Source organism: Oryzophilus luti (assembly GCF_059726245.1).
Genome location: NZ_AP040874.1, coordinates 137,528 through 150,698, shown reverse-complemented (window position 1 = coordinate 150,698; position 13,171 = coordinate 137,528). Strand labels below are relative to the sequence as shown.

The 13,171-nt window shown below is 61.8% G+C and carries 9 protein-coding genes; 6 read left to right on the top strand and 3 right to left on the bottom strand.

The features are described from left to right. Positions 1–196: 196 nt before the first annotated feature. The gene (locus AC6IZO_RS00625; protein WP_497806941.1) at positions 197–604 is read right to left on the bottom strand and encodes a rhodanese-like domain-containing protein; all 408 of its coding nucleotides are present in this window, start codon (positions 602–604) and stop codon (positions 197–199) included. A gap of 65 nt (positions 605–669) precedes the next feature. After that, positions 670–2,676, bottom strand: coding sequence for a multiheme c-type cytochrome (locus AC6IZO_RS00620; protein ID WP_497806939.1), 2,007 nt, complete (start codon positions 2,674–2,676; stop codon positions 670–672). Between the two features lie 242 nt (positions 2,677–2,918). On the opposite strand from AC6IZO_RS00620, the gene AC6IZO_RS00615 reads away from it, so the two are divergent. After that, entirely contained in the window at positions 2,919–3,839 is a 921-nt protein-coding gene (locus AC6IZO_RS00615) for a LysR substrate-binding domain-containing protein (protein ID WP_497806937.1), read from the top strand. 140 nt (positions 3,840–3,979) lie between these two features. Here the strand turns inward: AC6IZO_RS00615 and AC6IZO_RS00610 are convergent, their stop codons facing one another. Then, positions 3,980–4,759: a C-GCAxxG-C-C family protein gene (locus AC6IZO_RS00610; RefSeq protein ID WP_497806935.1), complete on the bottom strand. Its 780-nt coding sequence runs from the start codon at positions 4,757–4,759 to the stop codon at positions 3,980–3,982. A gap of 435 nt (positions 4,760–5,194) precedes the next feature. Here AC6IZO_RS00610 and AC6IZO_RS00605 point away from each other — a divergent pair, with 435 nt between their 5' ends. The 5 genes from AC6IZO_RS00605 (at position 5,195) to AC6IZO_RS00585 (ending at position 13,170) form a co-directional block, all read left to right on the top strand. Next, positions 5,195–7,060: a hypothetical protein gene (locus AC6IZO_RS00605; RefSeq protein WP_497806933.1), complete on the top strand. Its 1,866-nt coding sequence runs from the start codon at positions 5,195–5,197 to the stop codon at positions 7,058–7,060. A 148-nt stretch (positions 7,061–7,208) separates the two neighbouring features. Continuing rightward, entirely contained in the window at positions 7,209–8,555 is a 1,347-nt protein-coding gene (locus tag AC6IZO_RS00600) for a TolC family protein (protein WP_497806931.1), read from the top strand. Further along, on the top strand, positions 8,552–9,667 hold the full coding sequence (locus tag AC6IZO_RS00595; RefSeq protein WP_497806929.1) for an efflux RND transporter periplasmic adaptor subunit: 1,116 nt from the start codon (positions 8,552–8,554) through the stop codon (positions 9,665–9,667). The genes AC6IZO_RS00600 and AC6IZO_RS00595 overlap by 4 nt, the downstream gene beginning before the upstream one ends. Further along, positions 9,664–12,945, top strand: coding sequence for an efflux RND transporter permease subunit (locus AC6IZO_RS00590; RefSeq protein ID WP_497806927.1), 3,282 nt, complete (start codon positions 9,664–9,666; stop codon positions 12,943–12,945). The genes AC6IZO_RS00595 and AC6IZO_RS00590 overlap by 4 nt, the downstream gene beginning before the upstream one ends. 18 nt (positions 12,946–12,963) lie before the next feature. Then, a complete protein-coding gene (locus AC6IZO_RS00585) occupies positions 12,964–13,170 on the top strand; it encodes a YgaP family membrane protein (protein ID WP_497806925.1) in 207 nt (68 codons plus the stop codon). Position 13,171: the final 1 nt, after the last annotated feature.

Sequence of the window (13,171 nt, the reverse complement as noted above, 5' to 3'; positions counted from 1 at the left end):
AAGAGCAAGGTGCCGCGCCGCGGCGGATGCTCCCTTGGCAAGACACTGCTCGCACGCGGGGTTCTTGCTCCTCCGCAATGTCAATCCATTTGTGACGTGCGCGTAATTCTGAAATGCGCCCCCCGCCGAAGTGAGCACGAGAAAACGCTGCGGAGCCGGGGTCGGCTGCCCCCGCAGCGTTTGTTGGAGTCAAAGACTACTTTGCGGCTCTCTCGAACGGGCGTCCGGAGTTGACCCAGCCGAAGATGCCATCGGGCATGGTGTAAATCTTCTTATAGCCAAGCCTGACGGCTTCGCGCGCGGCCTCCTCGCTGCCCGTGCAGCGGCGCTCGGCACAATAGAAGATAAGTGTCGCGTTCTTGTCGCGCGGCAGGAACTTCTTCAGATGCTCGCCGGTGACATGCACCGCGCCCTTGATGTGGTGCTGTTCGTAGACTTCCGGCACGTTCACGTCTATGAGGTAGACACCGGGCTTGCCCAGCATCTCATCCACCTGGCGCAAGCTCAGCATGGTGTACGGCTCGCCATCCTGCGCAACGGCTGACGCGCCCAGCACGCAGCACAGCGCCAGCAACAGAATTAGTGCTCCCCATTGTTTCAACATCGCGGACTCCATTGAAAAGGAAACCGGCCAGGGTGCAGGAGGTCCCACCCCGGCCGGGCTTGGCGCTACTTCTTCGCCATTTGTTTTGCGGGCAGCAGTGCGGCCTTTGCACCATCTGCCAGCGTCTTGGCTTCCTGCACCTTCTTCAAGGTGAACTCGGGCGCATGCACGCCCCAGGAGCCGTCCTTTTCAATGGACGCAATGATGGCCTGCGCCTGGTTGACCATCACCTGCACCTGCGCCTTCTGCTGCGCGGGCAGCTTTGAGGTCGCAAGCTTCGGTCCGAGCGTTGCCAGTTCGGCCTTCACGTCCTTCACGCCCGACTTGATCGGAGTCTGCCAGGCCATGACCTTGTCGAAGATCATCTTCTGGTTCTTGAACTTCAACTCCTCAGGCTGATCGGACTGCGCAGGGCTGTGGCAGCCGCCCGCGTTGATGACGTTGCCGTCGCCAAAGCTGGTGCGCCCGCAGGACCACATCAGGTCGATGAACGGCTTGCCATCCTTGCGGTTCAGCCGCCACGCGCCATCCTTGAAGTTGCGGTCCTTGCCTGGCGGCGGGTTTAGCGACTTCAGCTCGGGATCAACGACGATGCGCCAGATGTGGGCAGAGCGCTCATTGTCAAAACCACCGTAGTCCGGGTACTGGATGGTGCCGAAGTTCTCGCAGCTCATCATGTTCGGCATGTGGCAGCTGGTGCAGTCGTGGCCGTTGTGCGCCACCGTCTCCTTGAAGAACTCAGCCTGCTGCGTGTGGCAGTCCTGGCACTTCTTGCGGAGTCCGGGCTGGGTGTAGCTCGACTTCCAGTCGTTGGCAGTGACTTCGTGCGGATCGTGACAGGTACCGCAGCGCATGCCTTTCTCATAATGCGCCGTCACATAAGACTGCGAGCCTTCGGTGCCGCAGGCCGGGCACTTCGTTTTGAAGAACGAAGTGAACGGCTTCTTGGGATCGGCCTTGGCTTCGTCGGAGTTGTAGGCAAAGCGCTGGTGGCAGCGTTCGCAGTTGGACGGCATGCCTGCGCCGCGCGCACCGTACAAGTGCGCGCCCGCGCCATGGCACTCCTCGCAGGTGATGCCCTTGCTCACGGTGTGCTTGCGCAGTTCCTGCGGATTGCCCAAAGCAGCCATGAATTCATCTTCATTCTTGAAGTCGAATTTGAAGGTATGGCAGATCTCGCAGTAGGAGGTGGCGGGCTGGAAGAGCATACTCTTGCGATTCTTGGCACCGTAGGAGGTAAACCCCCAAACAGCCGAGCCGTTGTCGCCGAAGTCCTTCAGCTCGGTCGGGAAGCCAGGAACGTAAGCGGCGATCTTGTGCGCCACCTCGGGCGTCATGTTCTCCGCCCAGTGGTGCGAGTGCTGGTTGCCGCCGGCCACAAGGACGCCGGTACCGTCGTTGAAGTTGCCGCCCTCAACGTGGTAGGTGCCACGGACAAGGTACTTGTCAATGAATCCGTACTTGGTGCGCGGCGTGCCGATGATGGCGTAGACCGAGTTTGCATCAATACCTTCCGGCAGCACCGACGGTCCCTTGCCGCCGTACAAAGGAGCCTTTACATCATGATTCGGCGCTTCCTCAATCTCGTCAGGGAAGCGCACAACCTTGGCGTGACGCGAACGCTCCCACTTTTCATACTGCGCGGGGTGGCACTCGGCACACTTCTTGGCACCGACGAATTTGTTCGGGTAATCGAGGATCGACTCCACGCCCAGGCGATACGTCAGAGCAACCTGACGGTTGTGGTCCTTGGCATAGGCGGCGCTGCCGCCCTCTTCAGTGAACTCCTCTTCGCGGTCGCTGATGTGATACTTGCCCACCAAACGGCCTTCCTTTTCGTACTTGAAAATCGGGTGATTGGCTTTGAGAAAGTTATAAAAGCCTTTTTCCTGCTCGACGTAGCCTTCCAGCGTACGCGGACCCTGTTCCTCGGCCTTCTTCGCTTCCGGCTTGGCCGCGGGCTTGGTTTCGGTGGGCTTGCTCTCTTTCTTCGGCTCCTGCGCCTGCAGCCAGCCGAGCGAACAAAGCAGCACACCGCACATCATGACTCTGAGAATGCGAGCCAGGTTCATGGTGCTTCTCCTATTTGTATGAAAACTGACGAATCCAAATCACACTCGCGGACGCAAATACAGGCACTGTATTTCTCTCTACACATCCGCGAGTGTGAATCGTCTCGCCTGCCGGGCGCGGTGTCCAAGCAGAAGTACTTATCTCGGATTTGACTTCCTTATTAGGAACTCACTCAAGGAGTGTGATAACTATCACAGGGTGCGCCGCTAGGTGTCGGTTACAGTGTTGCGCAACCATGCCAATGGAAAATTTCCGTCTCAAAGTCTTCCGCACCGTGGCCGAGCACCTCAACTTCCGGAGGGCCGCCGAGAGCCTGCACCTGACACAGCCGGCAGTCACGCTCCAGATCAAAGCGCTCGAAGAGGAACTGGGCGTGCGCCTGCTCGACCGCTCCGGCAGCAAGGTGGTGATGACGCCCGCCGGACGAGTGCTGCAACGGAGAGCCTCCGAAATTGCCGATCTGGCGGCCCGCACCCTCGAAGAATTGGCGGCGCTGACCGGCGAGCACACCGGCGAGCTGCGCGCGGGAGCCTCCACCAGCATTGCGCAGTATGTGCTGCCCAAGCTGCTCGGCAGCTTCAAGCGCGAGCACCCGAAGGTGCAGTTGCAGATCATCAGCGGCAACACGGAAGAAATTGTGGAGTACCTGCTGGCGGGGCAGATTGCCATCGGCCTGATTGAAGGCCCGGCGCTCAGCAAGGACGTCCGCACCGAGCCGTTCATGGAAGACGAACTGGTGTTGATCTTCCCCGCCAAACACCCGTGGGCCGCGCTCGATCAGCTGACGATGGAGCAACTGCGCGGCGCGCCGTTCCTGCTGCGCGAGCGCGGCTCGGGTACGCGGCGTGTGCTGGAAGCCGCACTGGAAAAGGCCGGCCTTCGCAAGCACGACATGAACGTGGTGATGGAGTTGGACTCGACCGAGGCAATCATCTCCAGTGTCGAGTCCGGCCTGGGAATTGGCTTTGTCACGCGGGCCGCCATTCTGCCGCGACTGCCGCTGCACCGCATTGCCACCCGCCACGTGCAGGGGCTGCGCGTGCCGCGTCACTTCGCCTTCGTCTATCCGGCGGGGCCAAAGCCGGAAGGACTGGCGGGAATGTTCCGGCGCTTCACTTTTGAGCACGCCAGCGAAGGCTTCATCCACACCAGCGCGCGGTAAGCGCCACCCGCTCCTCAGGAGAACATCCTCTCCACCCAGATCAAAAAGAAGCGCCGCAATTCTCAGGCTTGCTGAAGATTGCGGCGCTTGATTCTGGGAGAGGGTACCTTTTTCATTCCTTGCGTGAAGGCAGTGCCTGGCTACACCTTGCCGTGGCCCTTTTCAATCTGCACTGAGTGGCATCCGCCGCAATCCATCTTGCTGCGGATGTTCTCGACCATGCCGCCCTTCTCGTGGCAGGTCATGCAGCCCTGCGTCTGCTTGGAGGGCGTAAAGCCCGCCAGCGACTTGCCCGCAGCCTGCGCATTCAGCAGCTCGACGGCCTTCTTGGCCACCGAAGCGGTCAGCGTACCACAGCGCTCGGCGCGCTCCGGCGAGTACGCCTTCTTGCCAGCGGCCTTGGTCCAATGCGCAATCGACTCATGGCAGAGCGGCGTACCGGCCACCGAGCGAACTTCCTTGAACTTGGCGCCCTGGGGGTAGAAGTTCGGCAGCGGCTCGGTCTGGTACCACGACATCAACGTGTCGATCACCGGATTGGGATCCTTGGAGAGCAACTGGATGGCCGCAATGCTGCCATTCAGCGAGCCGCACAGCGTGGCCCAGCCGTTCACGCCACCCGCGCCGTACTTGAACATGGCAAACGGGAAATCCTTGTAGGGGGCGCCCATCTGGTCGCCGAGCGTACCTATGATGGCCTCGAAAGAACCGTACATGCAGTGGCCCTTCAGGTAGGAGTCATAGGCGCGTTGTGCCACGGCATCCGGGTCGAGCGGTTTATACGGCCACGGCACCGGGTTGGGGCCAGCGGCCGGAGCGGCCGGCTGCTCGGAGGCTGCAAACAACTTGCCGGCAGCGCCGGCGACGGCAACGGTGCCAATCATGGTAACCAGTTGACGGCGATTCAGTTTGCTTTCCATGACGAATCTCCAAGAGTGCAAAAGTATGGATTGCTGGCGTCGTGCCCGGTTTATGTTCGCTTCCTAAGAACTACACCCAACAGCGGGGGCTGCGCCGACACCATGATAGGTATCACAACGGAACGGCTTCCGCTTCATTAGTAATTTCAATGTGCGATTAGGAGTTTTCGTTGGACTCCGGGCGGAGCGGATGGGTAAGGTTCTGGGGTCGCAAACGTAAGCCGGCGCGGCAGGCGTGCGCCCGGCACTTTTGGGTCGTTTAAAAACGCTCTTTGTAAGTAATACAAGTCATATATACTATGGGGCGCAGGTTTGCGACAAACGCCACGGTTCCAAGCCTCCGGCGGCAAGCCGGAGACCCAATGGGTCTTCACCGTACCCCGGGGAACCGTGTCCCAAGGAAAGTAACGACAGATAAGAGAAGAGAGGAATTCCATGCGTTTGAAGTGGCAAAAAATCCTCACCCTGATGCTGGTCGTCTGTTTTGCGTTTGGCCAGAGCTTTGCGTTCGATCCGGGCTCTGACCAGACGGAGAAGAAGACCGCAAAGAAGACAGCCAAAGCAAAGCAACCCGCCACCAGCGAAGAGTTGAAGGCCCTGAAGGAGCAACTGGAAGCCGAGCACCAGAAAGTGGAAGCTCTGCAGAAGGAACTCCAGACCACCATGCAGCAGCTGCAGCAGAAGATCGACTCGCTGCAGAATACCGCCAGCCAGGCTCAGACGACCGCCGACACGGCCTCCTCGTCGAGCAAGCAGACGGCGACCTCGCTGAGCACGGTCCAGGCCAACGTAACCGAATTGAAGACGGCCCAGGCCGCCGCCGCTGAGACCGAGAAGAAGACGGCCAAGCGTGTGGACGAGCTTGAGTCGCCCACCACGATCCACTACAAGGGCGTCAAGCTGACCCCGGGCGGATTCCTGGCCATCACCACCATCAACCGCAACCACAACGCCAACGGCGACACCGCCGACAGCTGGGGCTCGATCCCGCTGGATGGCAGCGCCAACGGAAAGATGAATGAGTTCCGCATGAGCGGCCGTTCCAGCCGCCTTTCGCTGAAGGCCGAGAGCCAGTTCGGCAGCGTCAAGGCGATGGGCTATTTTGAGATGGACTTCCTGGGCACCACGCCCAACGCCAACGAGACCCAGACCAGCAGCTACGCTCCGCGCATGCGCCTGGCCTTCCTCAACCTGGCGATGCCGCACGGCTGGCAGCTCACCGCCGGTCAGGACTGGACGCTGCTCCAGACCACCAAGAAGGGCATCGATCCGCTCAGCGAGTGGCTGCCCTCCATTCTCGATAACTCCTACACCACGGGCTTCTCCTATGCGCGACTGGGCACCGTCCGCGTGACCAAGGAACTCACCAAGAAGTCCTGGGCCGCCATCGCCATTGAAAACCCGGAGATGGGTGTGAACTCGGCGTGCTTGCAGGGCGTTGGCACCGCCAGCGCGGCATCCTGCTCCATCGCCACCCTGGGCAACATTCAGGGCTACCAGAACTCCACGGCCTCCGGTTCGCCGACCAACTCCGGTTTCGCTGCCACGCAGACCCCGTCCATCGATATGGCGCCTGATGTTGCAGCCAAGATCGCCGTTGAGCCCGGCTGGGGCCACTACGAAGTGAAGGGCGTCACGCGCTTCTTCCGTGATCGCGTTTACCCGAACTACGGCGCTGCGAGCTCTCTGACGGGCGCCAACAACAAGACCAGCGTCGGCGCCGGCATCGGCGTGGGCGCAGTCCTGCCGGTCGTGGCCAAGAAGCTGGATATCGAAATCCAGGGCTTGATGGGCAAGGGCATTGGCCGCTACGGCACCACCGGTGGTCCGGACGTGACCTATGACACCAAGGGCAAGCCGGTGCCGGTCAAGTCGGCACAGGCCATCATCGGCATTGAAGCCCATCCGACCCCGAAGCTCGACGTGAACATCTACGGCGGCTTCGAGTACTACGGCCGCACGGTCTTCACCAGCAACACTGCGCTGTTCGGTGCAACCACCACGGCGACCAACGCTCCGATCGTGACCGGCTTCGGTGCCACCCAGTTCTGGGACGCCGGCTGCGGCCGCGAATTCCCGGGCACAACCTCCTCGACCGCCTGCATGTCCAGCGGCCAGAACCGCAGCATCTTCACCATCCATCCGGGCTTCTGGTACCGCGTGTGGAAGGGCAAGCAGGGCACGGTTCAGTTTGGCAGCTTCTATGCCTTCACCCAGCGCAACACCTGGGCAGGCCAGGGCGGCTATGGCCAGGGCAACGAACACATGATCATGACTGGTGTTCGTTACAACCTGCCGTAGTCTGAATGTCTGTTTTCACCAGCCCGGTTCTTCGGAACCGGGCTTTTTCCTGCTCGCCAACTGCCCTTCCCCGCTCTACACTCCGTTTTGTAACGTCCGTCTACTTCCTGCATTTGTTCGGTTGAGAGAACTGAAGACAGGCATTCCAATGAAACAACGATTTCTCATTCCAATTCTGTTGCTAGCGGCCTCCGCCGTGGCGCAAACTTCCGAGCCGCTGAAGCTGAGCGACGCGGTCGCGCTGGCGCTGCGCAAGAATCCGGAACTGCGCATGGCCGCCGCCGACCAGAGCGCTGCCGGGGCAAATGTGGAGATGGCCCGCAGCGCCTTCCTGCCGCGCGTGGATTTCTCCGAGTCCCTTGCACGCGGTAACGATCCGGTCTACGCCTTTGGCACGCGTCTGCGCCAAGGGCGCTTCACCCAGGACAACTTCGCCATCCCGAGCCTGAACTATCCGGCGCCGATCACAGACTTCACGGCCCGCGTTGGCGGCCAGTGGACGGTGTTCAATTCGTTTCAGGATCGCTTCCGACTGCGCGCGGCGCGCTCCTTGCAAACTGCCTCGCAACGTCAACTGACGCGTAGTGAGCAGGCGACAGTCTACCGTGTGGTCGAAAGCTATTACGCGCTGCAACTGGCCGAGCGCCAGCAGGACTTGGCGGAGCAGACGCTGACTACCGCGCTGAAAATTCAGGAGAGTGCCAACGCCCGTGTGCAGGCTGGAACCGCGGTCGAGGCCGACGCGCTGTCGTCGCAAGTGCTGGTGGCCAGCCGTCAGCAGGAACTCATCCGCGCCCGTGGCGAAGTCACCATTGCCGCTGCACAATTGGAAACGTCTCTCGGTGCACGCTTGTCGCCGGGACAGCAGCCCGCCAACGCTCTCCACGAGCAGAGCTTTGAAGTGGCGGAGTTGGAACAAGCCGAGGCCCGCGCGCTCAAGCAGCGCCCCGACCTGGAGGCCGTGGCCGCGCAGTTGGCCGCACAGCATGACGCTGTGCGCGCTGCGCGCTCAGCCTACGGGCCCCGGCTTGATGTCTTTGGCTCCTGGCAGTCTGACACGCAGGCGCTGGCCACCGGCGGCAACACCAACTGGATGACCGGCGCTTCCCTGCGCATCGACCTGTTCGCGCACGACAAGAGCGCCACGCTCGGCCGTGAGAAAGCCATGCTCAGCCGCGCCGAAGCCGCGCAGCAGGCCGCCGGCGACGCTGTCCGCATGGAGGTTCGCCGCGCCTGGGTGGAGTACGACTCCGCACGGCAGATGCTGGCGGTTGCACGCGCGGCCACCGCGCAGGCAGAGGAATCTCTGCGCATTGTGCGAGACCGCTATGAGAGCGGCCTGACGCCGGTAACCGAACTGTTGCGCGCCGAAGATGCCGCGCGCACGACAAAGAACAATTACTGGCAGGCCGTTTCCCGGCAGGCCGTCTGCTATGCCGCGTTGCAACTGGCGACCGGCGAATTGAATGAACACAGCGTGGTGGTGACCCAATGAAAAAGATATTCCTGATGGCGGCACTCGCCGCACCGTTTGCAATGCTCACGGCTTGTAATTCTCACCATGAAGTTGCTTCGCAGACGCCCGAAGTGGTGACCGGGGTGGCCACCTGCACGGCGAAGAGCTCTGCGGTTCCGGATGCACTCGTTGCCGTGGGCACCGTGCGCTCGGTGGAAACCGCGCAGATTGCACCGCAGATGATGGGGACCGTGATAGCCGTGTACGTTCACGAAGGCGACGCCGTAAAGGCCGGACAGGTACTGGCTTCCATTGACGCGCAGCAGGCACAGGCTGGCGTGGAGCGCGCCCGCGCCGCCACGGCCGCCGCGCAGCAGGATGTGGCGGCCGCCGAGAGCGACCGCGCGCTGGCCGAGAGCACGCTGAAGCGCTACCAGACTCTGTACGACCGCAAATCGGTAAGCCCGCAGGAATACGACGAGGTAAAGACGCGCGCACAAGCAGCCACGGCCCGCGCACAGGCGGCGACCAGCGGCAAGGCGCAGGCGGAAGCCGCACTTTCCCAAGCTCGCACTGCGCTGGGATACTCAAAGTTGCGCGCGCCGTTCTCTGGCGTGGTGACCGCACGCACGGCCGATCCCGGCGCAATGGCCGCACCCGGTGTGCCTCTGCTGACCGTGGAGCGCACAGACAAATACCGCGTGGAAGCTGCGGTCGACGAAAGCCAGTTGCGCTGGGTCAAGCCCGGAGCCAGCGTTCCTGTCTCTCTTGACGCTTATCCGGATGAAACAATTTCCGGCAAGGTGGCGCAGATTGTGCCCGCCGCCGACGTCGCTTCGCGCAGCTTCACCATCAAGCTCGATCTGCCGAAGTCGAAAGTTGTGCGCAGCGGCCTGAGCGCCCACGCCAGCTTCGCACGCGGCGAACGCACGGCGTTGTTGGTGCCCGCGACGGCCGTGGTACAACGCGGCTCGCTCCACGCGGTTTACGTGGTGGCCGCCGACGGCATGTTGCAGCTTCGCTATGTGACCGTGGGTGAAACAAGCAACGGACAGACTGAGATTCTCTCCGGCCTCTCGGCGCAGGAAACGATTGTGCAGGCTCCCGAGGGACGTGAGCTGGGCGGCAAGCGCCTGGAGGTGCGGCGGTGAAGCACCACGAGCTCGGGCTTGCCGGAAAAATCGCGCACGCTTTCATCGACTCCAAGCTGACGCCGTTGATCATCGTAGCGTCGATCCTGCTGGGCATCTTCGCCATCATTGCCACGCCGCGCGAAGAAGAGCCGCAGATCGTCGTCCCCATGATGGACGTGATGGTGGCCATGCCGGGCGCCACGCCGCAGGAGGTGGAACAGCGCGTGAGCGTGCCGCTGGAGAAGATTCTGCGGCAGGTTCCGGGCGTGGAGTACCTCTACTCCATCTCGCAGCCCGGCGGCAGTCTGGTGATTGTGCGCTTCAAGGTCGGCACTAAAGAAGAAGACGCAATCATCAAGACCTACAACCAGCTCTTTTCGCACATGGACCAGATGCCTGCCGGTGTCTCGCAGCCACTGGTGAAGGTGCGCTCCATCGACGATGTGCCGATCCTTGCGCTGACGCTGTGGGGACCGAATTACGACGCCTACAAGCTGCGCCAGGTGGCAGCCGAACTGGAACACACCATCAAGCAGGTGGACGATGTCTCCGAGACGAAGATTCTCGGCGGCCAGCCGCGCTCCATCCGCGTGGAGCTTGATCCAAATCGCCTTGCTGCTTATGGCGTGGCCGCGCCACAGGTGCTCCAGGCGTTGCAATCCGCCAACGTACGAGCGAACGTCGGTGCCTTCGACAAGAACAACACGGAATTCCAGGTGGAAGCCGGGCGATTCCTCAACTCCGCCGCCGACTGGCAGCAGGTGGTGGTGACAGCGCGCAACGGCAAGCCGGTCTACCTGCGCGATGTGGCCGCGAAGATCGAGGACGGCCCCTCGGAGCCAACCGACTACGTGCTGTACGGACAGGCCGCAGGCACGCCTCATGCGCAGCTTGGCGCGGACTACCCCGCCGTAACGCTGACCATTGCGAAGCGCAAAAGCACCAATGCCACTGATATTTCCAACGCGGTGCTGGCGCGCGTGAATGCCTTGCGCGGCAACGTGCTGCCCGCCGACCTGAACATCACCACCACGCGCAACTACGGCGTAACGGCCAAGGAAAAATCCGACGAGTTGCTGGAGCATCTATTCCTGGCGACGCTCTCCGTTACGTTGCTGGTGGCGCTCGTGCTCGGCTGGCGTGAGTCCGGCGTAGTTCTGCTGGCCGTGCCGGTGACACTGGCGCTCACACTCGCCATCTTCTATCTCTACAAGTACACACTGAACCGTGTGACGTTGTTCGCGCTCATCTTCAGCATCGGCATCCTCGTCGACGATGCCATCGTTGTGGTCGAGAACATTGTGCGGCACTTCCGCCTGCCGGAGAATCGCGGCCGCTCGCTCACCGATGTTGCGGTGGAGGCCGTCAACGAGGTGGGCAACCCGACGATCCTTGCGACCTTCACGGTCATCGGCGCCATCCTGCCCATGGCCTTCGTGCGCGGATTGATGGGCCCGTACATGCGCCCGATTCCGGTTGGCGCCTCGGCGGCCATGGTGTTTTCGCTGCTGGTGGCGTTTATCGTTTCGCCGTGGGCGGCATGGAGATTGCTGCGCCATTATGCGGACGATGAGGCGGCGCATCATCACGACTCGGAGGATTGGTCCACCCGGCTCTACCGCCGCGTGATGGAGCCGATCATCCGGCACCCACATTATCAGGCCGCGTTCTTCGTCACCGTGGTTGTACTGCTGCTCGCAGCAGTGGCCTTCATTCCGCTCCAGTGGGTCAAGGTGAAGATGCTTCCCTTCGACAACAAGAGCGAGTTCCAGGTCATCATCGACATGCCGAACGGCACGCCGCTCGAGCGCACGACCGAAGTTGCACAGCGGCTCGGCTCGTACCTTTCTACGCAGCCGGAGATTGCCAATTACCAGATTTACGCAGGCACCAGCGGCCCTTACAACTTCAACGGGTTGGTGCGCCACTACTTCCTGCGCCACGGCTCCAACCAGGCGGATATTCAGGTGAACCTGCTGCCGAAGAACGAACGCAGCCAGCAAAGCCACGCCATAGCGCGCCGCCTGCGTCCCGAGTTGCTAAAAATTGCCGAGCCGATGGGCGCGCGCATCAAGGTGAGCGAAGTACCGCCCGGACCGCCCGTGCTGCAGACGCTCGTTGCCGAAGTCTACGGCCCGGACCTGAAAGGCCAGATGCAGGTGGCCGAGCAGATCAAACAGATCTTCAAAGGCACGCCGGGCGTGGTGGACGTGGATTGGTACGTGGAGGACCCGCAGACGAAGTACGACCTTGCTGTGGACCTCGTGCGTGCCTCGCAACATGGCATCTCCGCCGGTGATGTAACACGCACGCTGGAGCTTGGCACCAGCGGCGCAAACGCCGGGCTGCTGCACGTCGCGGACAGCCGCGAGGATGTACCCATCAACGTTCGTTTCAGCCGCGAGGCACGTTCGAGCATCGAAAGCCTTGAAGGAGTAAAGCTGCCGACGGCGAGCGGGCAGATGGTCTCCGTGGGCGAGCTGACGACCATGCGGCAGACAACGATTGACACGAGCATCTACCGCAAGAACATGCAGCGCGTGGTCTACGTCACGGGCGACGTGGCGGGCGGCGCGGAAAGCCCCGTCTACGCCATCCTTGCGATGAACAAGAAGCTCGACCAGCTGAAGCTGCCGGAGGGCTACACGCTCGGCCGCTACAACGCCGTGCAGCCGCCGTCGACCGAGCGCTACTCGATGAAGTGGGACGGCGAGTGGCACATCAGCATCGAGGTCTTCCGCGACCTTGGGCTGGCCTTCGGCACGGTGCTCATCCTCATCTACGTGCTGGTGGTGGGCTGGTTCCGCTCGTTCATCACGCCGCTGGTCATCATGGCGCCCATTCCGCTGACGCTGATCGGCATCCTGCCGGCACACGCGATGATGGGCGCGTTCTTCACCGCCACGTCAATGATCGGCTTTATTGCGGGCGCGGGCATCATCGTGCGCAACTCCATCATCCTCGTCGACTTCATCGAACTGCGCCGCGCGCAGGGGATGCCGCTGGAAGAAGCGGTGGTCGATGCCGGAGCCGTGCGTTTCCGCCCGATGCTGCTGACAGCTGCCGCCGTTGTGGTCGGCGCCAGCGTCATCCTGTTCGATCCAATCTTCCAAGGCCTGGCCGTCTCGCTGATGGCGGGCGAAGTAGCTTCGACACTGCTCTCGCGCATGGCCGTGCCGGTGCTCTATTACCTTGTGCAGAAGTGGCTCGGGCTGCATACGCAGCACCCGCATTCTCCGGAAAACATTGCGGAGTGCGACCGTCCAAGCTGCGACCTGCCGGAAAATTCCAACTAAAAGGGGGAGGAAAATAAAATGACTGTAGAACGTGCGACAAGAATGATGGCCGGGATCGTGGTCCTGGTTTCGATGGGCTTGGCCGTGTATGTCTCGCCCAAGTGGTACTGGCTGACGGCCTTCGTGGGCCTCAACCTGTTCCAATCGGCCTTCACCAACTGGTGCCCGGCCATGACCATCTTCCGCAAACTCGGTTTGAAAGATGCGGGAAGCTGCGCCCGGTAAC